Annotated in this window: 20 protein-coding genes and 1 tRNA gene; 13 read left to right on the top strand and 8 right to left on the bottom strand. The window is 74.5% G+C overall.

Annotated features, from left to right (window positions below; genetic code table 11):
• The first annotated feature begins 7 nt into the window (after nucleotides 1–7).
• A complete protein-coding gene (locus ACZ6O5_RS22055; RefSeq protein WP_465979696.1) occupies nucleotides 8–1,111 on the top strand; it encodes a glycosyltransferase family 4 protein in 1,104 nt (367 codons plus the stop codon).
• A complete protein-coding gene (locus ACZ6O5_RS22050; RefSeq protein ID WP_465979694.1) occupies nucleotides 1,108–2,241 on the top strand; it encodes a hypothetical protein in 1,134 nt (377 codons plus the stop codon). Before ACZ6O5_RS22055 ends, ACZ6O5_RS22050 begins: the two co-directional genes overlap by 4 nt.
• Here the strand turns inward: ACZ6O5_RS22050 and ACZ6O5_RS22045 are convergent.
• Entirely contained in the window at nucleotides 2,204–3,451 is a 1,248-nt protein-coding gene (locus ACZ6O5_RS22045) for an MFS transporter (RefSeq protein WP_465979692.1), read from the bottom strand. The genes ACZ6O5_RS22050 and ACZ6O5_RS22045 overlap by 38 nt on opposite strands.
• Before the next feature lie 147 nt (nucleotides 3,452–3,598).
• Between ACZ6O5_RS22045 and ACZ6O5_RS22040 the strand changes: the two genes are divergently transcribed.
• Nucleotides 3,599–4,411: a glycosyltransferase family 8 protein gene (locus ACZ6O5_RS22040; protein ID WP_465979690.1), complete on the top strand. Its 813-nt coding sequence runs from the start codon at nucleotides 3,599–3,601 to the stop codon at nucleotides 4,409–4,411.
• A gap of 27 nt (nucleotides 4,412–4,438) precedes the next feature.
• On the opposite strand, the gene ACZ6O5_RS22035 is transcribed toward ACZ6O5_RS22040, so the two are convergent.
• The 3 genes from ACZ6O5_RS22035 to ACZ6O5_RS22025 are packed head-to-tail and all read right to left on the bottom strand — an operon-like array spanning nucleotide 4,439 to nucleotide 9,147.
• Nucleotides 4,439–5,434 (bottom strand): hydroxyacid dehydrogenase, encoded by a 996-nt coding sequence (locus ACZ6O5_RS22035; protein WP_465979688.1) that lies wholly within the window; start codon nucleotides 5,432–5,434, stop codon nucleotides 4,439–4,441.
• Nucleotides 5,435–5,445: 11 nt separating this feature from the next.
• On the bottom strand, nucleotides 5,446–6,438 hold the full coding sequence (locus ACZ6O5_RS22030; protein ID WP_465979686.1) for a queuosine salvage family protein: 993 nt from the start codon (nucleotides 6,436–6,438) through the stop codon (nucleotides 5,446–5,448).
• Nucleotides 6,439–6,447: 9 nt separating this feature from the next.
• On the bottom strand, nucleotides 6,448–9,147 hold the full coding sequence (locus ACZ6O5_RS22025; RefSeq protein WP_465979684.1) for a hypothetical protein: 2,700 nt from the start codon (nucleotides 9,145–9,147) through the stop codon (nucleotides 6,448–6,450).
• 146 nt (nucleotides 9,148–9,293) lie between these two features.
• Between ACZ6O5_RS22025 and ACZ6O5_RS22020 the strand changes: the two genes are divergently transcribed.
• The 7 genes from ACZ6O5_RS22020 (at nucleotide 9,294) to ACZ6O5_RS21990 (ending at nucleotide 16,958) form a co-directional block, all read left to right on the top strand.
• Nucleotides 9,294–9,659 (top strand): YciI family protein, encoded by a 366-nt coding sequence (locus tag ACZ6O5_RS22020; protein WP_107157528.1) that lies wholly within the window; start codon nucleotides 9,294–9,296, stop codon nucleotides 9,657–9,659.
• 41 nt (nucleotides 9,660–9,700) lie between these two features.
• Nucleotides 9,701–9,988 (top strand): BBE domain-containing protein, encoded by a 288-nt coding sequence (locus ACZ6O5_RS22015; RefSeq protein ID WP_465979682.1) that lies wholly within the window; start codon nucleotides 9,701–9,703, stop codon nucleotides 9,986–9,988.
• A gap of 169 nt (nucleotides 9,989–10,157) precedes the next feature.
• Nucleotides 10,158–11,606, top strand: a complete 1,449-nt coding sequence (gene pyk, locus ACZ6O5_RS22010; protein ID WP_465979680.1) for a pyruvate kinase — start codon at nucleotides 10,158–10,160, stop codon at nucleotides 11,604–11,606.
• Nucleotides 11,603–12,487, top strand: a complete 885-nt coding sequence (locus ACZ6O5_RS22005) for an acyl-CoA thioesterase (RefSeq protein ID WP_281936448.1) — start codon at nucleotides 11,603–11,605, stop codon at nucleotides 12,485–12,487. The genes pyk and ACZ6O5_RS22005 overlap by 4 nt, the downstream gene beginning before the upstream one ends.
• Nucleotides 12,488–12,558: 71 nt before the next feature.
• Nucleotides 12,559–13,044, top strand: a complete 486-nt coding sequence (locus ACZ6O5_RS22000; protein WP_465979678.1) for an RrF2 family transcriptional regulator — start codon at nucleotides 12,559–12,561, stop codon at nucleotides 13,042–13,044.
• Nucleotides 13,045–13,245: 201 nt separating this feature from the next.
• Nucleotides 13,246–14,229, top strand: coding sequence for a sulfite exporter TauE/SafE family protein (locus ACZ6O5_RS21995; RefSeq protein WP_465979676.1), 984 nt, complete (start codon nucleotides 13,246–13,248; stop codon nucleotides 14,227–14,229).
• Between the two features lie 452 nt (nucleotides 14,230–14,681).
• Complete coding sequence (locus ACZ6O5_RS21990) at nucleotides 14,682–16,958, top strand: rhamnogalacturonan lyase family protein (protein WP_465979674.1); 2,277 nt, start codon at nucleotides 14,682–14,684, stop codon at nucleotides 16,956–16,958.
• A 167-nt stretch (nucleotides 16,959–17,125) separates the two neighbouring features.
• Here the strand turns inward: ACZ6O5_RS21990 and ACZ6O5_RS21985 are convergent, their stop codons facing one another.
• Entirely contained in the window at nucleotides 17,126–18,121 is a 996-nt protein-coding gene (locus ACZ6O5_RS21985) for an LLM class flavin-dependent oxidoreductase (RefSeq protein ID WP_465979672.1), read from the bottom strand.
• A gap of 61 nt (nucleotides 18,122–18,182) precedes the next feature.
• Nucleotides 18,183–18,662: an Lrp/AsnC family transcriptional regulator gene (locus ACZ6O5_RS21980; RefSeq protein WP_425787834.1), complete on the bottom strand. Its 480-nt coding sequence runs from the start codon at nucleotides 18,660–18,662 to the stop codon at nucleotides 18,183–18,185.
• Between the two features lie 102 nt (nucleotides 18,663–18,764).
• Between ACZ6O5_RS21980 and ACZ6O5_RS21975 the strand changes: the two genes are divergently transcribed.
• Nucleotides 18,765–19,922 (top strand): trans-sulfuration enzyme family protein, encoded by a 1,158-nt coding sequence (locus ACZ6O5_RS21975; protein WP_465979670.1) that lies wholly within the window; start codon nucleotides 18,765–18,767, stop codon nucleotides 19,920–19,922.
• Nucleotides 19,923–19,956: 34 nt separating this feature from the next.
• On the opposite strand, the gene ACZ6O5_RS21970 is transcribed toward ACZ6O5_RS21975, so the two are convergent.
• Both ACZ6O5_RS21970 and ACZ6O5_RS21965 read right to left on the bottom strand, forming a co-directional pair.
• On the bottom strand, nucleotides 19,957–20,691 hold the full coding sequence (locus ACZ6O5_RS21970) for a transcriptional regulator (RefSeq protein WP_465979668.1): 735 nt from the start codon (nucleotides 20,689–20,691) through the stop codon (nucleotides 19,957–19,959).
• A gap of 47 nt (nucleotides 20,692–20,738) precedes the next feature.
• A tRNA-Leu gene (locus ACZ6O5_RS21965) sits at nucleotides 20,739–20,821 on the bottom strand.
• A gap of 81 nt (nucleotides 20,822–20,902) precedes the next feature.
• Between ACZ6O5_RS21965 and ACZ6O5_RS21960 the strand changes: the two genes are divergently transcribed.
• Together ACZ6O5_RS21960 and ACZ6O5_RS21955 are read left to right on the top strand one after the other, a co-directional pair.
• Complete coding sequence (locus ACZ6O5_RS21960; RefSeq protein WP_465979666.1) at nucleotides 20,903–21,523, top strand: ANTAR domain-containing response regulator; 621 nt, start codon at nucleotides 20,903–20,905, stop codon at nucleotides 21,521–21,523.
• 60 nt (nucleotides 21,524–21,583) lie between these two features.
• Complete coding sequence (locus ACZ6O5_RS21955; protein WP_465979664.1) at nucleotides 21,584–22,771, top strand: hypothetical protein; 1,188 nt, start codon at nucleotides 21,584–21,586, stop codon at nucleotides 22,769–22,771.
• Nucleotides 22,772–22,811: the final 40 nt, after the last annotated feature.

The raw sequence follows: 22,811 nt of genomic DNA, 5'->3' as shown, positions 1-22,811 counted from the left end.
GGACCCGGTGCACACTTCGACCGGATCGATCGCGTTCGTCAGCATGGGCCACTACCCGTCCGGCTTCCGGGTGGGGGGCATCTCCAACGTCATGGCCGGCTGGGCGCAGGCGCTCAGCGGGCGCTACGACGTGCACGTCGTCGCCGTCTACGACACGGTGCCCGACGACCTCGACGAGGCGTTCGCCGCGCACGCGCACCGGTTGGCCGGGGTCCGCAAGCACGCGGTGGGCAGCCCGGCGGAGGCCGCCGAGGTGGTGGCCGGGATGGATCTCGTCTCGCTGCACCAGGAGGCGCACTGGCTGCCGTACCTCCCCCAGGCCGGCCTGATGATGCACAACCCGCCGTGCTTCACGCCCGGCCGGGTCTGGCCGCCCGCCGCCGACCCCGGGGCGCTGCGCGCGGCCATCGCCGGCGCGCCGTCGCGGCAGGCCTGCTCGCGGTGGCTGGCCGGGCTGATCGAGGCCGAGGTCGCCGCCGGGGTGGACGTCGTCACCCCGTTCGTGGCGGCGGAGTTCGTCGGGCAGCCCCGCGTCGAGAAGGGGCGGCACGTGGTGTGGGCGGGACGACTCGTCGCGAACAAGGGCCTGGCCGACGCGGCGACGGTCGCCGGTCGTCTCGGGGTGGAGCTGCGGGTCACCGACGTCACCCCCGGCGTGCTCGACCCGGAGACCGCCGGGTTCCGCGACCGGCTGCGCCGGCTGCCCGGCGTCCGACTGGTCCCGCCGCCGTCGTCCCCCGCCGAGGTGGCCGGCCTGTTCGCGGCGGCCTCGGCGGTGGTCCTGCCGTCGGTCGGCGAGCCGTTCGGCATGGTCTCCATCGAGGCGCAGGCCAGCGGCACGCGGACGGTCGTGTACGCCGACGCGGGCCTGCCGGAGACCGTCGGGCCGGCGGCCGTCGCGGTGCCCGTGGGAGACCTCGACGCGCTGACCGCGGCGGTGCGGGACGCGTTGGACGCGCCGGAGGTGCCGGCGGGCAGCCGGGCCTGGGTCGCCGAGCGGTTCAGCCTCGACCGCTCACTCCGGGCGCTGCTGGGCAGCCTCGGTGGTGGTCCCGACCCGGTCGGCGCCGGCGCCCCGGTGCCCGCCCGGACGCCCGGGACGATCGGATGAGCGGCCCGGGCGGCACGCCGCTGCGACTCGGGCTGTACGCGCTGCCGTTCGGCTACGGGCCGGCGAGCAAGGCCGTCGCCGTCGCCCAGGCTGTCCACCGGCGGCTCGGCGACGGGGTGCGCTGGACGTTCGTGTCCAGCGGCCTCGGACTGGAGCTGCTCCGGCGCACCGGGCTGCCGGCCCGGGTCGTGGACACCGGCAGCGTCCACGAGGCCGAGCAGGTCGGCGGTGAGCTGCGGCCGACCCTGGACGCGATGATCGTGGTGATGCACCGGCCGTTGGCCGCCCGCCTGGCGCCGGAGCTGCCGGTGTTCTGCGTCGACAGCCTGGCCTACATGTGGCGGCCGGACTCGTTCGCCGGTTTCCCCGGCATCCGGTCGGTGCGCCGCTACTGGGTGCAGGATCTCTTCGACTCCGTCGAGGTGATGGCCCGCACCGGGGTGCCGAACGTCCGGGCCGTCCCGCCGATCACCGATGTCGGGCCGGAGCCCGCCGACGCCGGGCCGGCGGACCGCGCCGGAGCGCCGTGGGTGGCCAGCCTCGGTGGCCTGCTCAACCCGTACCCGGGCCGCCAACACGTCTACCTCGCGCAGGTGCTGCGCCTGGTCGCCGACGCGTCGGCGGGCCCGCCGGTGGTGCTCACCAGCGCAGGCGCCATCGACCGGTTCGGTGACCTCTTCGCCGGGGTCGACGCCCGGTCGCTCAGCCACGACGCGGCGCTCGCGTTGTTCCGGCGGGCCGGCGCGGTCCTGGCACCCCCGGGGCTGACCACGATCCTGGAACTGGCCCAGCTCGGCCGTCCGATGCTGCCGCTGCCGCCGGAGAACTACTCGCAGGTGCTCAACCTGCGCCGGTTGCTGCGCCACCACGGCACGGAGCTGGGCCCCGCCTGGCGGGTGCTGGACGACGCGTACCGCCCGATCGGGGCCGACCTCCCCGAGGGCGACGGGGTCCGGGCGGTGCACGACCTCAACGAGCGGGTGCTGTCCGATCCGGCCTTCGGCGCGGCGCTCGCCGAGGCGTGGCGGCACCCCGACCAGCGGGACCGGCCGCTCCCCGTGGCGCTGCGCGCCCCGGTCAGCGGCGCCGCCGTCATCGCGGCCGACCTGGCGGACTGCCTCCGGCGCTGACGCCGCCCGCCGGCACCGGTACGGCGGGCGGCGGCGCGGGGGCGTCGGCCCGGTAGCGGCGGCGCACCCGGGCCAGCGCGATCGCCGCCAGGGCGGCCAGCGGCAGGAACACCAGCGGGCCGAGCGGGCTCACCAGCGGGGCGACCACGGTGCTGCCGAGCGCCACCGCGCCGGTGTTCGTCGCCATCGTGACCGCGGCCCCGGTCGCCTGGTCCGCGTCGCCGGCCTCGCCCATCACCAGCGAGGTCAGCGCGGCGTGCGCCAGCGGCAGCGACGCGCCGACCAGCGCCCCGCCGACGATCCAGGCCGGTACGCCGAGCGTGCTCGCGGTCGCCCAGACGAGCAGGCCGACGGCGAGCAGGCCGAGCCCGAGCTGGGCCAGCCGGCGGTCCGGTATCCGCCGCCGGGCAGCCACGGCCGCCGCGCCGGCGGCGGTGAGCGCCACCACCGAGACGGTCACCGAGAAGACCACGGCGGGCAGGTCGGCGCCCCGGATGAGGCGGGCGACGTAGAGCCGGGACGTGTCGCTGGCCAGCGCGTATCCGGCGGCGGCGAGCACGGCGGTGGAGCCGAACAGCCGCCAGGAGAGCCGGGCCGTCGGCGCGTCGGCCGGCCGGGGCGGCGGCGGCCCGACGCCGGGCGTACGCGCCGCGGCCAGCATGATCACCGTGACGGCGAGGAAGGTGACGGAGTTGGCCACCGCCGCGACCGGCACCGGATGGGCGACGGTGGCGATCAGGAGGGCCGCCACCGGCGGCCCGGCGGTGCGGCCGAGCTGGAACTGGATGCTGTCCAGCAGCAACTGGCGGGTCCGGCTCGCGCTGCCCGGCCAGGCGCCGACCAGGGCCAGCCAGGACGGGCCGCCGAAGCCGACCGCGAACGGCGTGACCGAGCAGACGACCGCCACCAGCAGCGCGCGGCGGGTGGACAGGCCGTCGCCGGTGTCCCAGGCGACGACGGCCACCGCCAGACAGCTCGCCGCCTCGACCGCGGACGACCACACCAGGGTGCGGACGGGTCCGAGCCGGCGGGCCGCCCGCGCCCCCAGCAGCACACCGGGGATCGTGCCCAGCAGCGCGGAGATCTGCCACACGGCGAGCACCGCCGCCGGCAGGCGGTTGTCGCCCAGCGCCCAGGCGATGTTCACCCACTGGGCCGACGCCGCGGTGTTGGACAGCAGGGCGAAGCACCAGAAAACGGGGAAGGGCACCACCGGGCGAGCCTACCGGCCGGCGGGTCGGACATCGGCTCCCGTCGCTGCCGGATAGGGGTCGTGCGGGGTTGGCAATCCGGCCACCGTGCCCGAAGCTGGCAGCGGCGCCACCGCCGGGCGCGCCCGGACGACGATGGGAACGCGGTGCACTTCGGACTCGGCTTCGACGAAGCGTACGTGCCGCACGCACGGGTCCTCATCGAGAGCATCCTGCGCGAGGGCGCGCTGGCGACGCCCACCTTCTGGCTGGTCACCGATCACGAGCTCGGGGCGGACCTGCGCGACGCGCTCCGCCGGCAGGTCGGCGACCGCGGCGAGGTGCGCTTCCGGCCGGTGGACCGGGTCGCGCACCTGCCACTGTCCACCCGGGACAGCGCGCGACACATCTCCCAGGGCATGTACCTGCGGCTGTTCCTGCCGTGGCTGGTGCCCGTCGAGCTGGACCGGCTGGTCTACCTCGACTGCGACATGCTCTGCACGGGGTCGCTGGCCGGGCTCGCCGACGTCGCGCTGGGCGAGGCGGTGGTCGGTGCGGTGCGGGACGCGTACACCCGGCGGCTGGCCGACGGGGGCGCGCTCCCGGGGCTGCGGGAGGAGGCCACGCTGGACCCGCAGGCGCCCTACTTCAACTCCGGCATGTTGCTGATCGACCTCGCGCGGTGGCGCGACGCGGACGTCACCGGCCGCGCGCTCGACTACATCGAGCGGCACGCGGACGCCGCGCGCTACCCCGACCAGGACGCGCTGAACCACGTCCTGTTCGGACGCTGGCTGCGGCTGTCGCACCGGTGGAACCACATGATGGGCTGGCGGCTGGAGCCGGTCTACGGCGGTGACCCGGCGCAGGCGTCCCTGGTGCACTGCGTCGGGCCGAAGAAGTTCTGGACCGACGAGTTCCCCGACTTCAGCGAGTTCGGCCGGCGCTACTGGAAGTACCGCGCGGAGCTGGACGGCTGAGGCGATCCCGGCTCAGGCGCCCCCGGCTCAGGCGAGGAACGGCAGCCGCTCCGCCAGGACCGGATCCGCCGCCGGCAGGCCGCGGACGAACCGGTCCACCTCCTCCACCGCCTGGTCGCCGAGCCGGCGCAGCTCGCTGCCCTGCGCGCCGGCGACGTGCGGGGTGACGAGCACGTTCGGCAGGGCGCGCAGGGGATGGTCCAGCGGCAGCGGCTCGGGGTCGGTCACGTCCAGCACGGCGGAGAGCCGGCCGGTACGCAGGTGCCCGAGCAGCGCCTCCTGGTCCAGCAGCCCGGCCCGGGCGGTGTTGATCAGGGTGGCGCCGTCGGGCAGCAGCGACAACCCGGCCGCGTCGATCATCCCGGCGGTCTCCGGGGTGAGCGGGGCGTGCAGGCTGACGATCGACGACTCGCGGAGCAGGTGCGCCAGCTCGACGGGGCGTACCCCGAGCCGCTCCGCGTCGTCCGGGTCCAGGAACGGGTCGTGGCAGAGCAGCCGGAAGCCCAGGTCCGACAGGCGGGCCGCCACCAGCCGGCCGACCCGGGACGCCCCGACCAGGCCCACCGTCCGGTCCGCGTTGCCCGTCGCCGGGTAACCGGTGAGCAGGGCGCGGCGGTCCAGGCTGCGCCGGTAGCGGTCGGCGGCGGCGAGGACGTTCTTGCCGGCCAGCAGCACCATCGCCACCGTGTAGTCGGCGACCGGCACCGCGTTGGCCCGGGCCGAGGTGGTGACCCGGACGCCGCGCTCCCACACCGCCGGGTCCAGCAGTTCCTTGACCGAGCCGCCGGTGTGGACCACCGCCCGCAGGCGGGGCATGGCGGCCAGCTCCGCCACGCCGAGGCGTGGGCAGCCCCAACCGGTCAGCAACAGCTCGGTGCGGCGCAGCGCCGCCGGGGTGGCGTCGGACCAGCCGGTCCAGGGGCCCGGGGGGAGGCTGACCAGCCGGTCCAGCCGGGCCCGGCTGGTGGGGGTGAAGAGCTGGTCGGGCAGGTCCGCGCGCATCAGCAGGGCGGCCGGAAGCATCCGCGTCCTCCTCAGTAGGCGAAGCTGACGCTGCGGGGCCGGGGCCGGGCCTTGTAGCGCGGCTGCTGCCCCTTCTTCCACAGCAGGCTGGCCAGCTCCACCGGGTGCACCGGGTCGCCGGCCGCCGCCGCCAGGTGGGCCAGCCGCTCACAGATCTCGACCGCCGCGGCCCGCAGCTCGACCTCCGCCGGGCTGCCGTGCGCCAACGGCCGGCCGGCCCGCAGCGAGTCGGCCAGCTCCGCGTCGATCTCCAGCAGCCCGTCCTCGATCAGCACGTGCGGGATGAGGTTGTCCGCGAACGCGGTCAGCCGGCCGAGGTCGGTGAACCGTCGCGCGCCGCCGGGGTCGTGGCACAACGACAGGCCGTACGTCGCGAGCTGGGCCCGCTTGTGGAACGGCACGTCCAGGTCGCCGTGGCGGGAGACGTCCCGCCAGTGCGGCATCCCGGCCAGGATCGCCACCATCGCCGTCGGCGACCCGGCGGCCTCCTCCACCAGCGCCGGGTACTCCCCGCCGAACCGGTCCCCGGTGTACGCGCCCAGCTCGTTCCAGGCGGTGGCGAACATGGTCATCAGGGTGAACGCCGGACCCCGCGTGGGCTGGCCGAACATCTCCGCACAGGCCCGCCCGTCCAGCCCGGCCAGGTACGCGGGGGTCGGCACGCCGTCCCGGCGCACCCGGTCGAGCAGGAGCTGGCCGATGGTCCGGGCGCCGGACAGGCCGGGCAGCTTCACCAGGTGCGGGTGCAGGCCGGAGCCGAAGTTGACGGCGTCGCGGACGATCACGAAGCCGATCCGGGTCCGTTCGTCCGGCAGCCGGGCCAGCCCGGACTCCACCGGCGGCTGGCGGCGCAGTTCGTCGAGGTAGCTGGCGTCGACCGGGCGCGCCGACGGCCGGGCGTGGGTGGCCCGGGCCGCCACCGAGGCGGCGGCGACGCGCAGCGCGGCCGGGTGGTCGACGGTGTGGTCCGGCGACGCGGTCCGGTCGGTGGTCTGGTCGGTCATCCACTCTCCTCAGAGCTTCGCGGGACCCAGGGACTCCAGCGCGGCGAGGTGCGACTCCGCCACCCGGGCCCAGTCGTACGTGGCGCGTAGCCGCCCGCTCGCGGCGCGGGCCCGGTCGAGGCGGGCGTCGTCCAGCGAGTCCAGGCAGCGGGTCAGGTCCTCCCGGGTGCGGCCGTACGGGATGGCGGACCCGCCGAGCATCTCGGTGAGGAAGGGCCACGGCGACACCAGCGCCGGCAGCCCTCGCCCGATCGCGTCGGCCACGGTGCCGGTGGCCAGCATCTCGCCGTCGCGGAACGGCAGCACCAGCACGTCGATCGCGGCGAGCCGCCGGTTGTACTCGCGGCGGGGCACCAGGTCGTAGGGCACCACCCGGATCCGGGGGTCCGGTGACCGGGGCAGCTCCGGGGTGCCGGAGAGGACCAGCAGCTCGATGTCGTCGCGGGCGGACGCGGCCACCGCGTCGATGACCAGCGCGGTGTCCTTCTCCGGGCGGGGCGCCCCGATCACGCCCAGCCGCAGCGCACCCGGGCGCAGGCCGTACTCCCGTTCGGTGCGGGCCCGGTCGTCGGCGCGGATGTCGGTCATCAGGTCGCCGAAGTGCCCGTGCGGAACGACCCAGTGGCGGGCATCGTCCGGGTAGGGCAGCACGTCGCGCGCCCGGTCCCGGCCGCGCGCGCTGTGGTGCACCACGCCGTCGGCGGCCGCCGCCCAGGCCTGGTAGACCGGCCGCCACCGTGGCTGCCGGTCGTGCGGCGTGAGGTTGTGCTGGGTGAGCAGGAGCCGTACCCCGCTGTCCCGGATCGCGTCGATCAGCGCGAGGTGCCCGGCCAGCTCCGCCGGGAGCAGCCGCTCCGGCCAGTGCAGGTGGAACACGTCGACGTCGGCCAGGATCTCCCGGTGCCGGTCGAGCTGCCCGCGGCCCAGCGCCACCTCGTGCACCCGGTCCCGCAGCGGACCGTAGAGCAGGGCGTCGTAGTGGTGGCCGTACGCCGAGCTGGCCACCCGCAGCTTGGGCGTCACCGACCAGGTGAACGCCATCCGGGTGGCCGGCGTCACCTCCACCTGGTGCACGACCGGCAGCTCGCCGAAGTAGCTGCGGTAGGCCGACACGCCCGCCACCTCGACGGTGGTGACCACGTCCGCCGGGCCGACGCCGAACTCGACCCGCAGCGGCCGGGCCGCCGCCTCCGTCACCTGGAGCGCGACCGCCTCCGGCGGCCGGTCGAAGCGCAGCTCCTCGTGCACGTGCAGGGTCCGGCCGCGCACCTCGTACCGGGCGTGACGCGTCGCGGGCACCGGCGGGAGGTCGGCGGGCGTCTGCCGCCGGCCGGGCTCCTGCCAGCGGTGGTGGACCACCTCCAGGCCACCCGGCCGGTGGACCACCCGGTCGGGCCGGCCGGCGGGCACGACCGTACGCCCGTCCCGCACCGCCACCGGCACGCCGGTGGCGAGCGCGCTGTCCACCGGCACCTCGAACAGGCCGGGCCACTGCGGGGCGGGCAGGTAGTCCGAGACGGTGGACCCGACCAGCGGCAGGACGAACGCGGTCTGCGCCGAGCGGTACGACCAGACGCCGGCGTGGCGGGCCCGGTCGAAGAAGAAGACCGCGTCGCGCGGCCGGCGGGGCGTCGGGCCCGGCATCGGGACGGAGTCCAGCGAGTTCGCCGCGTCCAGCAGCTTGCCGAGGCAGTCGAGGGTCATCTGGAGCCGCCGTGCGGGACCCCGGTACGCGTAGGTCGACCGGTACCGGTGGGCCTGGACCAACCCCTGGTCGAACCAGGGGCGGAGCGCGTCGAACGCGTCGCGGGCCCGGGCCGCCCACTCGTCGCGGCCGGTCGGGGACAGCTCGGGACGGCGCGCGACCAGCCCGGCCAGTTCGACGGTGAGGCAGCGGGCCAGCGCCCCGGCGGAGCGGCCCCAGGCGACGGCGCTCCCGCTGTCGGTCACCACGAGATCCACCAGGGCGAGCGCGTCGCGGGCGCCCGCCGCCCAGGCCGGGCCTATCCGGGCGGCCAGCGGCTCGGCGACCGGATACAGGGCCGGACCGTAGATGTCGAACCGGCCGGAGTCGTCGGTGGAGTCGTCCAACTGCCGACCCGGCGTCTCCTCGATCAGGTCGCGGGTGCGGCGGACCAGGTCGTCCAGCGTCGCGGCGTCCACCGGCAGCCCGAGCTCCGCCCGGGCGTGCTCGCACCGGGCCAGCACCGCCGCGTAGTTACGCGGCGTCCGGGCGTCCAGCCAGCTCTCGTGCGGACCGGTGTCCACGGCGGCCCGCAGGTGCTCCCGCCGCTCCGGCGGCAGCCGGGGGAGCAGCGCGTTGTCCGCCCACGGGCCGAACCGGCGCAGCGTCTCCGCCACCCGGTAGGAGGCGAACGTGTGGGTCCGCTCGCCGTCGACCGCGCCGAGCACGGTCAGCAACGCGTCGTCGAGCGGCGTGCCGGCGAGCCGGGTCACCCCGCCGGCGTGCAGCAGCCCGAGGACGTGGGCGAGGTCGGCGTGCACGTCCGCCTGCACCGGGAACCCGGCGAAGACGCGGGGCACCCGGAAGCGCGGCGTGTAGCGCGTCACGAACTCGGTGAGCGTGCGGGTCGCGAACCCGCGGAGGGCCTGACCCAGCGAGGACGGCTCCGGGTCGACGTCGGCGTCGCCCGGCGGGCCGGCCAACCACGGTGAGGCAGCCGCGGTCGAGCCCCGGGGGATGTGCACGCGGAAAGATATCAATGCCCTGAAGGCGCTGGCAACGGCGGGACGAACGCCCGGTTCCGGCGGTGACCCGGGGCAGTTGCGGCGAGCGACCCCGCGGTGACGCGGCCCCGTGCGAGGCTGGACGCGACGGCGGTCAGGAGGTGCGCATGGGCGCGACGCCCCGGCTCGACTTCGCGTTGGACACCTACGAGTGCATCGTGCTCTACCCCGGACCCTCGGGCCGGGCGCTGCCGGAGGAGACCGTGCAGCGGTTGCAGTCCGAGCACCTCCGGCACATGCAGGCGTTGCAGCGGCGCGGCATCGTGCTGATCGACGGCTCGGTGGACGGGCCGGCCCGGGAACCCGACCCGCCGATCGGCTTCGGGCTGGCCCGGACCGGTTCGGTGGACGACGTACGCAGCGTCATGGAGGCCGACCCGGCGGTGCAGGCCGGGCTCTACCGGGTAGAGGTGCTGACCTTCCTCTGCCCGGCCGGCTCGCTGGAGTTCCCGCTGGTCAAGGCGGAGAGCTGAGGGACTGACCGCGGCGTCCGGCGGGACCGCGTTCGGGCTGCGTGCCGACCGCCTGCCGGTCGAGATCATCGCGGTCCGGACGCCGGGCGGCAATCCGGCGCCGCACCGGGCGTGGGCCGCGCACCGCGGCGGCGCTGGCGTCGTACGCGCTGCCCGGCGGCTACCCGAACGCGCTCGCGCCGCAGGAGACCGACCGGGTCCGGCCCGCCTACGGGCCGAACCGGGACCGGCTGCGCCGGGCCAGGCGCCGGTACGACCCGCACGAGGTGTTCTCCGCCGTGCCCGCGCTGCCGCCGGCCGGCCGGCCCGGACCCCGCGTCGGGCGGTGACGACGGGCGGTACGATTTCCGCCGCGCGGTCGCCGATGCCCGCCACACGACGTTCCGGTGCGGTACGCCTACCGCCCGCCCGCGCGTTTGTTCGCGCATCGTTGGACAACTGTTCCGCAAGTCCGCAAGGGGTCGGCTGGTGAGCCGACCCGGAGGAGAGACTAGCCTGATGGGCGTGACACGCCGCGCGAAGATTGTCTGCACTCTCGGCCCCGCCACCTCGTCCCCGGAGCGCATCCGGGGGCTCGTCGAGGCCGGCATGAACGTGGCGAGGCTCAACTTCAGCCACGGCAGTCACGCCGACCACGAGTCGGTCTGCCGGATGGTCCGGGAGGCGGCCGAGGCCGCCGGGCAGCCGGTCGCCGTGCTCGCCGACCTCCAGGGCCCCAAGATCCGGCTCGGGCGCTTCGCCGACGGTCCGCACGAGTGGCGCACCGGCGACTCCGTGGTGATCACCAGCGACGAGATCGTCGGCACCAAGGAGCGGGTCTCCTGCACCTACCGCAAGCTGCCGCAGGAGGTGAGGCCGGGCGACCGGCTGCTGATCGACGACGGCCGGGTCGCGGTCGAGGTCAGCGACGTCACCGGCAACGACATCCGCTGCCTGGTCACCGAGGGCGGCCCGGTCTCCAACAACAAGGGCGTCTCGCTGCCGAACGTGGCGGTCAGCGTCCCGGCCATGTCCGACAAGGACGCCGAGGACCTGCGCTTCGCCCTCGGCCTCGGCGTCGATCTGGTGGCGCTCTCCTTCGTCCGCTCGCCGGACGACATCAAGCTCGTCCACGCGATCATGGACGAGGAGGGCGTCCGTCGCCCGGTGCTCGCCAAGGTCGAGAAGCCGGAGGCGGTCGACCACCTGGAGGCGATCGTGCTCGCCTTCGACGGCGTCATGGTCGCCCGGGGCGACCTCGGCGTGGAGCTGCCGCTGGACCAGGTCCCGCTGGTGCAGAAGCGCGCCGTGCAGCTCTGCCGGGAGAACGCCAAGCCGGTCATCGTGGCCACCCAGATGCTCGACTCGATGATCGAGAACTCCCGCCCGACCCGCGCCGAGGCCTCCGACGTGGCCAACGCCGTGCTCGACGGCGCGGACGCGGTGATGCTCTCCGGCGAGACCAGCGTCGGCAAGTACCCGGTGCTCACCGTCAGCACCATGGCGAAGATCGTCACCACCACCGAGGCCGGCTCCATCGCCGTGCCCCGGCTCCAGCACGACCCGCGTACGCACGGCGGCGCGCTCACCGTCGCCGCGTCGTCGATCGCCCGCGCCATCGGCGCCAAGGCCATGGTGGCGTTCTCGCAGACCGGCGACACCGTCAAGCGGCTCAGCCGGCTGCACTGCGACCTGCCGCTGCTGGCGTTCACGCCGGTGCCGGAGGTGCGCAACCAGCTCGCGCTCTGCTGGGGCGTGGAGACGTTCCTGATGCCGTTCGTGCAGCACACCGACGACATGTTCCGCCAGGTCGACCAGGCGCTGCTCGGCCTGAACCGGGCCAACCCGGGCGACTACGTGGTGATCGTGGCCGGCAGCCCGCCCGGCACGCCCGGCTCCACCAACACGCTGCGCGTGCACCAGCTCGGCTCGCTCGTCGACGCCGCGGCGGCCCGGGCCCTTCAATGAGTGACGCTCCGGTGGCGACCGGGCAGGCCGCCGTCGACCAGCTCCTGGAGGTGCTGGACCTCGCGCAGACCGGCGAGATGGCCTTCCGCGGGATGAGCCCGCAGGTGGGCCCGCAGCGGGTCTACGGAGGCCAGGTCGCCGGTCAGGCGCTGGTGGCGGCCGGCCGCACGGTCGGCCCGGAGCGGGCCGTGCACTCCCTGCACGGTTACTTCGTGCGGCCCGGCGACCCGGCCGAGCCGATCGACTACCAGGTGGAGAACGTCCGCGACGGCCGGTCCTTCTCGGTGCGCCGCTCGGTGGCGCTCCAGCACGACAAGCCGATCTTCTTCATGTCGGCGTCGTTCCAACGGCAGGAAGAGGGGCTGGACCACCACGCCCCGCTCCCACCCGACGTGCCCGGCCCGGACGACGTGCCCACCATGACCGACCGGTTGTCCCGCTACCCGGAACGGCTGGGCATCTGGGGACAGATCCCGCGCCCGATCGACGTCCGGTACGTCGGCGAGCCCGGCTGGGTACGCCCCGGCGACCGCCCGGCCGAGCCGCACCAGCGGGTCTGGATGCGCATCGACGGCAAGCTGCCGGACGATCCGCTGCTGCACGCCTGCGCGCTGACGTACGCCTCGGACCTGACGCTGCTCGACTCGGTGCTGTCGGTGCACGGCGAGGTGTGGGGGCCGGGCGGGGTGGTGGGCGCGAGCCTCGACCACGCGCTCTGGTTCCACCGGTCGTTCCGCGCCGACGAGTGGTTCCTCTACGACTGCTGGAGCCCGTCCGCGTCGGGTGCCCGGGGCCTGGCCACCGGCCGGATGTTCACCACCGACGGCCGGCACATCGCCAGCGCCGTGCAGGAGGGGCTGCTGCGCCGGGTGGGTGGCTGACCCGGCAACCGTGACCGTTCGGCCGAGGGTCGGGAGACCGGGCGGCTGAACAGGCGACTAACCTTGCCGGCATGCGTCTCTCCGCCCGGGTCGACTATGCCCTCCGTGCGGCTGCCGAGCTGGCCTCGGTCGCCGAGGGCACGGCCGCCGAGGGCACGGCCGCCGGGCGGAGCCGGCCGGTGACCGCCGAGCAGATCGCCCGCTCGCAGGACATCCCGCCGAAGTTCCTGGAGAGCATCCTGCTCCAGCTCCGCCGGGGCGGCATCGTGCACGCCCAGCGGGGCCCCGAGGGGGGCTACTGGCTGGCCCGTCCGGCCGGGGAGATCTCCCTGGCCGAGGTGATCCGGGTGATCGACGGGCCGCTGGCGCACGTCCGCGGCCACCGCCCGGAGCAACTGGGCTACCAGGGCGCGGCCCGCGCGTTGCAGGACGTGTGGATCGCGCTGCGGGCCAGCGAGCGGGAGATTCTGGAGCTGGTCACGATCGCCGACGTGGCCGCCGGCACGTTGCCCGCCCGGGTCAACGAGCTGGCCGCCGACCCGCGCGCCTGGAGCTGACGGCCGCACGCCGCGAGGCGCCGCCGACGTCGTCCCGCCTGCCCTCGACCGCCCTCCCGCCGGCCCGTGACCACCGTCCCGCGTGCCGGCCGGGGCCGTCCGGCGTGTCCCACCAACCGGATGGGGGACTTGACCCGGGGTGCCTCCGTGCCGCATTGTCGACCAAGTTGATAGGAGATACCGAAAAGTCAGGGGGCGCTCGTGCGCAAGCTACTGGTACTCGCCCTCGTCGGGCTCCTCGCGCAACTGGTCGACGGCGCGCTCGGCATGGCGTACGGGCTGACGTCGTCGACGCTGCTGCTCTTCGCCGGTGTCGCGCCGGCCGCGGCCTCCGCCTCGGTGCACCTGGCCGAGATCGGCACCACGCTCGCCGCCGGCGTCTCGCACTGGCGCTTCGGCAACGTGGACTGGAAGGTGGTCGGCCGGATCGCGCTGCCCGGCGCGATCGGCGCGTTCGCCGGCGCCACGTTCCTCAGCTCCATCTCCACCGAGTCGGCCGCCCCGTGGATGGCCGCCATCCTGTTCACCCTCGGCGCGTACCTGCTGATCCGCTTCTCCCGGCCGCTGCGCGCCAACCGGGCCGCCGGCCGGCTACGTAGCCGCTTCCTGGCCCCGCTCGGGCTGGTCGCCGGCTTCGTCGACGCCACCGGCGGTGGCGGTTGGGGTCCGGTCGCCACCCCGGCGCTGCTGGTCTCCGGCCGGATGGAGCCCCGCAAGGTCATCGGCTCGGTGGACACCTCCGAGTTCGTGGTGGCGGGCGCGGCCAGCGTCGGCTTCCTGATCGGCCTCGGCTCGGAGGGCTTCCTGCTGCCCACCGTCGCCGCGCTGTTGATCGGCGGCCTGATCGCCGCGCCGATCGCGGCCTGGCTGGTCCGCATCGTGCCCGCCCAGGTGCTCGGCGCCGTGATCGGCGGCGTGATCGTGCTGACCAACGCCCGTACCCTGCTGCGTGCCGGCGAGCTGGGCGGCCCGGTGCCGGCCCTGGTCTACGCCGTGCTCGGCGCCGGCTGGCTGGCCGCCATGGTGCTGGCGGTACGCGCGCTGCGTCGCGCCCGCCGGGCCCGGGCCACGGCCGAGGCGGCGCTCGCCGCGGCGTCGGTGCCGTCGGCCGCGGTGGCCGACGCCTCGGCTCCGCCGGTCGAGGCGGGGGAGCCCCGGCCGCTCGCCGCCGCCGTCGAGGGTTGAGCCTCCCGCGTCGAGGGTTGAGCCTTTCGCGTCGAGGGTTGAGCCTTTCGCGTCGGGGTTGAGCCTCCCGGGCCGAGGGCTGAGCCGCCGGCGTCGCTGACGAGCGGCATCCCGGCCGGCGCGCCGCGGTCGTCGGCGTGTCGCCGGCCCGGGGTGGATGCTCTCGCGCGCGATATACCGCTCCGTCATATTTATGCCTCAGTGGTATATCGCCGTCCCGCGAAATGTGGTGCCGAGACGTCACTCTCCGTGGTTGGAGTGATGGCCGAGGTTCCGTCGGGGCGCGGCGTGCTTGTGGGGGTGCGCGGTGGTGGCTACGCTGGCGGAGCGCGGAGCCTAATTATCAACGTCGATGCGTCGACGTTCCCGTCGCGTCAGCGCACGTGCACACTCCCGCCGGCCCGGGCAGGCCGGCGTCGCCGCGTGCCCGACCTTCGCGAAAGGCAACCCCCGTGCACCACACCACCTCACGCCGGCTCGCCCTGCTCGCCGCGGTCTCGGCGGCCACGCTGGCAGCCGGCGTGCTCACCACAGTCACCGCCTCGGCGGCGGCGGCCGCCTGCCGGGTCGACTACCGGATCACCAACCAGTGGGGCGGCGGCTTCGGCGCCGACGTCACCGTGACCAACCTCGGCGACCCGGTCGACGGCTGGACACTCGGCTGGAGCTTCGCCGCCGGTCAGCAGGTCGCCCAGGCGTGGAACGCCACGGTCAGCCAGTCCGGCGTCCAGGTCACCGCCCGCGACGCCGGCTACAACGCCGCCATCGGCACCGGTGGCACCGCGAACTTCGGATTCAACGCCTCCTGGAACAACGCCAGCAACCCGGCCCCCACCACGTTCACGCTGAACGGCACCACGTGCACCGGCGCGCCCCCGACCGCGACGCCGACGACGTCCGGCCCGACCACCCCACCGCCGACCACTCCGCCCCCGACCACGCCGCCGCCCACCACCCCACCGCCCACCACGCCGCCGGCCGGCGCGAAGCAGATGGAGAAGCTCGACCGAGGGCTGGTCAGCGTCCGCTCCGGCAGCGGGAACCTGGTCTCCTGGCGGCTGCTCGGCACCGAGACCTCGGGTGTGTCGTTCAACCTCTACCGCGGCGCCACCAAGGTCAACGCGAGCCCGATCACCGGCGCCACCAGCTACCTGGACGGCGGCGCGGCGGCCGGCTCCGCGTACACCGTGCGGGCCGTGGTGAACGGCGCGGAGCAGGCGGCGTCCGCCCCGGCGCTCCAGTTCGCCAACGGCTACCTGGACGTGCCGATCCAGGCCCCGCCCGGCGGCACCACGCCGAGCGGCGAGGCGTACAGCTACTCGGCCAACGACGCCAGCGTGGGCGACCTCGACGGCGACGGCCGCTACGAGTTCGTGCTCAAGTGGGACCCGTCCAACGCCAAGGACAACTCCCAGTCCGGCTACACCGGCAACGTCTACGTCGACGCCTACACCCTGACCGGTGCCCGGCTGTGGCGGATCGACCTGGGGCGCAACATCCGCGCCGGCGCCCACTACACCCAGTTCCAGGTGTACGACTACGACGGCGACGGGGACGCCGAGGTGGCCATGAAGACCGCCGACGGCTCGCGCTCCGGCACCGGCCAGGTGATCGGCTCGTCCTCGGCCGACCACCGCAACTCCAGCGGCTACGTGCTCGCCGGCCCGGAGTACCTGACCATGTTCGACGGGCGCACCGGCGCGGCGCTGTCCACCGTCGACTACGACCCGCCGCGCGGCACGGTCTCCTCCTGGGGCGACTCGTACGGCAACCGGGTCGACCGGTTCCTCGCCGGCACCGCCTACCTGGACGGGCAGCGCCCGTCGCTGATCATGGCGCGCGGCTACTACACCCGCGCGGTGATCGCCGCCTGGGACTTCCGCGACGGCACGCTGCGCAAGCGGTGGACGTTCGACTCCAACGCCTCCGGCAACGGCGCCGCCGCCGGTCAGGGCAACCACCAGCTCTCGGTGGCCGACGTGGACAACGACGGCCGTCAGGAGATCGTGTACGGGGCCGCCACCATCGACGACAACGGCCGGCTGCTCTACTCGACCGGCAACGGGCACGGCGACGCGCTGCACGTCGGCGACCTCGACCCGTCCCGCGCCGGCCTGGAGGTCTTCAAGGTCGACGAGGACGGCAGCAAGCCCAGTTCGTGGATGTCCGACGCGCGTACCGGGCAGCTCCTCTGGCAGACCGCGCCGAACGGCGACAACGGTCGCGGCGTCTCCGACGACATCTGGGCCGGCAGCCCCGGCGCCGAGTCCTGGTCCTCGGCTGTCGACGGCCTGCTCAACACGCGCGGGCAGAACGTCGGCCGCAAGCCGTCCTCGGCCAACTTCCTGATCTGGTGGGACGGCGACCCGGTCCGCGAGCTGCTCGACGGCACCAAGATCGACAAATACGGCACCGGTGGCGAGACGCGACTGCTCACCGGTAGCAACGTCGCGTCGAACAACAGCACCAAGTCCACCCCGGCGCTCTCCGCCGACCTCCTCGGCGACTGGCGCGAAGAGGTGGTCTGGCGCACCGCCGACAGCTCGGCGCTGCGCGTCTACAGCACGCCGGTCACCACCGGCCTGCGCCTGCCGACGCTGATGCACGACCCGCAGTACCGGGTCGCCGTCGCCTGGCAGAACACCGCCTACAACCAGCCGCCGCACCCGGGCTTCCACCTCGGGGACGGCATGAGCACGCCGGCCGCGCCGAACATCTACCTGCGCTGAAACGGCAGGCACCGGGTCGCCGGCCGCGGAATCCGCTCAGCCGGCGACCCGGTGCACCACACCGCAGCATTCCCGACCCGTCCCGACCGGGAATGCCGTACCACCACCGGGGACAAAGCTATGCGTCCCACGCGACGCTGCGGTGACGTGGCTATGAAGAGCGTGTTTCAGCCTTCGCGGCGCAGGCCACCGGCCACCTTCTCGGCGATCAGCTCGAACGAGCGGACCCGGTCCTCCACGTCGTAGACCATCGCGGTCAGCATCAGCTCGTCCGCGCCGGTGCGCTCCAGCAGCGTCCCGAGCTGCCGGGCCACCGTCTCCGGTGAACCGGTCGCCTGACCGTCGCGACGCTGCGCCACGAACTCCCGCTCCAGCGCGGAGTACGGATAGGCCGCCGCCTCCTCCGGCGTGACCAGCGGCTCCGGCCGCCCCGACCGCAGCTTCAGGAACGACAGCCCGGCCGGCCCGGCCAGCCACTCCGCCCGTTCGTCCGTCTCCGCGCAGACCGCGTTGACCGCCACCATCGCGTACGGCCGGTCCAGCCACTGCGACGGCCGGAAGTGCTGCCGGTAGAGCTGCAACGCCGGAACGGTGTTCTGCGCGCTGAAGTGGTGCGCGAACGAGAACGGCAACCCGAGCAGGCCGGCGAGCTGGGCGCTGAAGCCGCTCGACCCGAGCAGCCACACCTGCGGCGACTGCCCGCGCCCCGGCGTCGCGGTGATCGGACCCGGCTCGGCGCCGCTGAAGTAGTTCATCAGGTCGGCCAGCTCGCGCGGGAAGTGCTCGGCGGACAGGCCCTCCATGGTGCGGCGCAACGCCAGCGCGGTCCCCTGGTCGGTGCCGGGCGCCCGCCCGATGCCCAGGTCGATCCGGCCCGGGTGCAGCGCCTCCAGGGTGCCGAACTGTTCGGCCACCACCAGCGGCGCGTGGTTGGGCAGCATCACCCCGCCCGAGCCCAGCCGGATCGTGCTGGTGTTCGCGGCCAGGTGCGCGAGCAGCACCGCCGGCGCCGAACTGGCGATCGCCGGCATGTTGTGGTGCTCGGCCACCCAGAACCGGCGGTAGCCCAGCTCCTCGGTGCGGCGGGCCAGCTCGGTGGTGTGCCGCAGCGCCTCACCGGCGTTGCCGGTCGCGGCCACCGGGGCAAGGTCAAGAACAGACATCGGTACGTCGATCACGCGATGGTGCAACCGGCGAGGTGCCGGAATTGTTCCGCCGAGTGGGTCAGCCCATACCCCGGGCCTGCTCGAAGATCAGACTGGTCTGGGTGTGCTGCACCGCCGGATCGACCGCCAGATGGTCGAGCACGAAGTCCCGCAGCGCGTCCCCGGACGCCGCCCGCACGTGCAGCACGTAGTCCTCCGCGCCGGCCACGTGGAACACCGACACCACCCCGGGCAGCCGCACCGACCGGGCCCGGAACGCGTCCACCGCGGCCCGCTCGTGCGCGGTCAACCGCACCGACACCAACGCCTGCAACGGCAGGCCCACCGCCGCCGGGTCCACCTCGGCGTGGAACCCGCGGATCGCCCCGCACTCCCGCAGCGCCCGGGTACGCGTCAGACACGTCGACGGCGCTACCCCCACCCGCTCGGCGAGCGCGTTGTTCGGCAACCGGCCGTCCGCGGTCAGCTCGGTGAGGATCGCGCGGTCGACGTCGTCGAGGGCGGAGAACGGCCGTACAACATTCGGTGCGAGAGGCATGCCGACATCTTCCACCGAACAAGCTCCGGACGAAAGCGAGATCATCAGAATCTTCTTCGATTCCCTTGCCCTGGCCTGTCGTCATGTTCGACGCTTCCCGGCATGACCGCCGTGGACACCGCAGCCGTGCACGCCGGGCGTGACGACCTCGCCGGGCTCGGCGTCCACGTCCCGCCCATCGACCTCTCCACCACCAACCCGCTGCCCTCGGTCGCCGGCGGCGGCGACGACTACGAGACGCTCGCCACCGGCAACCCGCTCCCGGCCGGCGGCAGCGCCGTCTACCAGCGGCTCTGGAACCCCACCGTGGCCCGCTTCGAGACCGCGCTCGCCCACCTCGAAGGCACCGCCGAGGCGGTCGCCTTCGCCAGCGGCATGGCCGCGCTCACCGCCACCCTGCTCGCCGCCACCCGCGACGGCAAGCGCCACGTCGTCGCCGTCCGCCCGCTCTACGGCGGCACCGACCACGTCCTCGCCAGCGGCCTGCTCGGCACCGAGGTCACCTGGGCCCGCGCCGACGACGTCGCCGCCGCGATCCGCCCCGACACCGCGCTGGTCGTGGTGGAGACCCCGGCCAACCCGACGCTCGACCTCGTCGACATCGCCGCGCTCGCCACCGCCGCCAGCGACGTCCCGCTGCTCGTCGACAACACCGTCGCCACGCCCGTCCTTCAGCAGCCCGCCCGGCACGGCGCCGCGCTCGTCCTGCACAGCGCCACCAAGAGCATCGGCGGCCACGGCGACGTCCTCGCCGGCGTCGTCGCCTGCGCGCCCGACTGGGCGGCCCGGCTGCGCCAGGTGCGCGCCGTCACCGGCGCAGTCCTGCACCCGCTCGGCGCGTACCTGCTGCACCGCGGCCTCCAGACCCTCCCGCTGCGGGTCCGCGCCCAGCAGGCCGGCGCCGAGAAGCTCGCCGCCTGGCTCGCCGGCCACCCCGCCGTCGAACGGGTCCACCACCCGTCCCGGCACGACCCGGCCGGGCTGGTCGGCCGCCAGATGTCGGGCGGCGGCAGCCTCCTCGCCTTCGAGGTACGCGGCGGCGCGCCCGCCGCCGCCACGGTCGCCGGCGCCTGCGAACTGATCACCCACGCCGTCTCGCTCGGCGGCGTCGACACGCTGATCCAGCACCCGGCGTCGCTGACGCACCGGCCGGTCGAGGGCGACGCCAAGCCGGGCGGCGCGCTGCTGCGCGTCTCGGTCGGGCTGGAGGACCCGGAGGACCTGCGCGCCGATCTGGCGCGGGCGCTGGCGTCCATCTGACGCGCGCCGCTCGCGCGCCCGTGCGGGCGTCCGGTCAGGACTTCGGGCCGACGTGCCGGTCCAGCGCGGCGACCGCCTCCCGGCGCGCGACGGACAGGGACCACGGCAGGTTCATCCGCCAGGCGATGCCGAGCAGGTCGAGGGCCCACTGGCACAGAGCCATGATGTCGGCGGAGCGGTTGGAGAACATGTAGCGGGGATAGACGTACGCCTTCCCGCGAACGACGACCCGGTTGGCGAAACGGCAGCCGTCGGAGTGGAAGAGCCCGCGCAGGAAGTCGCCCGGGTGTGCCTCGACGAGGGTGCGTTGCCAGTCCGCGAGGACGATCGGGCGCTCGTGCTTCTTGCCGGGCCCGTGCTGGGGGAACAGGCAGGGCCAATGAAGTGCGGTGCTCTGCACGGCGACACAACCTCGCTTCTGGATGCGCTGCACCTTGTTGGCCAAGACGGCGCGCATCGCGGCGTCGCACAGGTCGATCAGGTTCGGCCAGGCATCCGCGCAACAGATGCGGAGCACCGGCGTTCGGTCGGTGGTGACCAGATGGCCGTCTCCCAGGTAGAGCCCGAGCAGGTAGGCGTAGGCAGCCTGATCGAGCGGACCTTCCTGGTCGGGGCGACAACGGAAGCACCGGACCGCGCTGCCGAAGATCGCCGGTTCAGGCCGGTCGACGCACCAGTGCCAGACTGTGGTGTACGGCAGGGAGAGGCTGCGGGCCACGGAACGGATGTTGCGACCCCGGGCGCGAAGGGCGCGGGCTCGTGCCCGCATCTCGGGAGGATGCACAGCAGCATCCTCGAACAGGTGTATGACAAAAGTGCCGGGAGCGGGATTCGAACCCGCAAGCCCTTTCGGGCAGAAGTGTTTGAGACTTCCGTGTATGCCGTTCCACCATCCCGGCGGGGTGGGGTAACTGTACCCGACTAGGCTCATGCGGGAGCATGGGTGGTGACCGTGCCGAGATCGATGGTGGGAGTGGCTCGTGGGCGAGATGCAGACGGATGCCGAGCGCAAGCGCGTTCTGATCGCCGAGGACGAGGCGCTGATCCGGCTGGACCTGGCCGAGATGCTGGTCGAGGAGGGCTACGAGGTGGTCGGCGAGGCCGGCGACGGAGAGACCGCCGTCAAGCTCGCCGAGGAGCTCAAGCCCGATCTGGTCATCCTCGACATCAAGATGCCGATCATGGACGGGCTGGCCGCCGCCGAGCGGATCGCCGGCGCGCGCCTCGCCCCGGTGATCATCCTGACCGCGTTCAGCCAGCGTGACCTGGTCGAGCGGGCCCGGGCGGCCGGTGCGATGGCGTACCTGGTCAAGCCGTTCCAGAAGAGCGACCTGGTGCCGGCCGTGGAGATCGCGCTGTCCCGGTACTCGGAGATCTCCGCGCTGGAGGCGGAGGTGGCCGGCCTCACCGACCGGCTGGAGATCCGCAAGACCGTCGAGCGGGCCAAGGGCGCGCTGATGACGACGTACGGCATGACCGAGCCGCAGGCGTTCAAGTGGATCCAGCGCACCGCGATGGACCACCGGATGACCATGAAGGAGGTCGCCGAGCGGATCCTCGCGGAGACCGCCGGCGGCGAGGTGGCGCAGCCCGCGTCCTGAGCCACCCGCCGCCGACGAACGGCCCGCCCGGGACGGCTGCCGATCGATAGGATCGGATGCATGCCTTCTCCGCGCCTCAGGTCGGTCTTCGCCGTGGTCGCCGGCGTGGCGGTGCTGCTGGCCGCCTGCCGGTCGACGCCGGAGCGGCCCGCTGATCCGGTCCCGGTGCGCCCGGCCTGGCGGGCGGTCGAGTTGCCCGTGCCGGCGGGCGTCGCGGGTCGGCCGCTGCTGCGCGACGCGGCGCACTGCGGGAGCCGCTGGTACGCGGTCGGCGGGCTGGTCGACGGCGCGGGGGAGACGCGGCCGGCGGCCTGGTCCAGCGCGGACGGGCTGAGTTGGTCGGCGTTGCCGGTGCGGGCGCAGACGTTCTACGGCCGGCAGCACGTGCTCTACGCGGTGGCCTGCCGCGACGACGGAATGGCGGCGCTCGGCGCGAAGACGGGCGGCGTGCACGGCAATCCGCGTACCGGAACGTGGGTGTGGCGTCCGGGCGGGCCGGTGCGGGAGGTGCCGGCGGCGTTCGAGCTGTTCGGCGGGCCGCGCGCGGTGAGCGCGGCGCGGCTGGCGGCGGGGCCGGCGGGCTGGTTGATCGCCGGGGCGCGCGCCGACGGGGCGGCGGTGTGGTCGTCGCCGGATGCCGGCGGGTTCGTGCTGCGCGACGGGGTGCCGGAGCTGGCCGGCGATGCCCGGGGCCGGACGACGGCGTACGACGCGGTGGCGGTGGGTTCCGGCTGGCTGGTGGTGGGGTCGTTGCTGCCGACCGGCGGCGCCGCCCTGATGCCGTTGGCCTGGTCGTCGGTGGACGGCCGGTCGTGGCGGCGGTCGGCGCTGCCGGTGTCGGCGGGCGGCGGGGCGGCGGAGCGGGTGGTGACGCGCGACGGCACGCCGACCGTGGTGGGTCCGGTCCGGGACGGCTTCGCGGTGTGGCGCGCGCCGGCGGGGTCGTCGGACGGTTGGCAGCGGGTGGGCGGGTTCGGCGCGGCCGGTCCGGGGGTGCTGTCGGTGGCGGGCCTGGTGGGCGTCGACGGCCGGCTGCTCGCGGCGACCGGGGACGGCGCGGATCGGCGGCTGTGGATCTCGGGTGACGGTGGCGCGTCGTGGCGGCCGGTGATCGTCCCGGCGTCGGTGCCGGACCGTGGGGACGCCGCGCTGGCGGTGGCCGCCGGTGATGCCGGATTGCTTGTGGTCGCCGACGACGGAAAAAGCTCCCGTGCCTGGTGGGCGGCGTTGCCGGCCGTCGATGAGTAGCGGGTGATAGCGGGTTGACCCGTTACCGATGAAACCTCGG

This window comes from Micromonospora sp. NPDC049201, assembly GCF_055586805.1.
The sequence above is the reverse complement of the archived record's forward strand: the minus strand, read 5'-3'. Positions and strand labels throughout refer to the sequence as shown.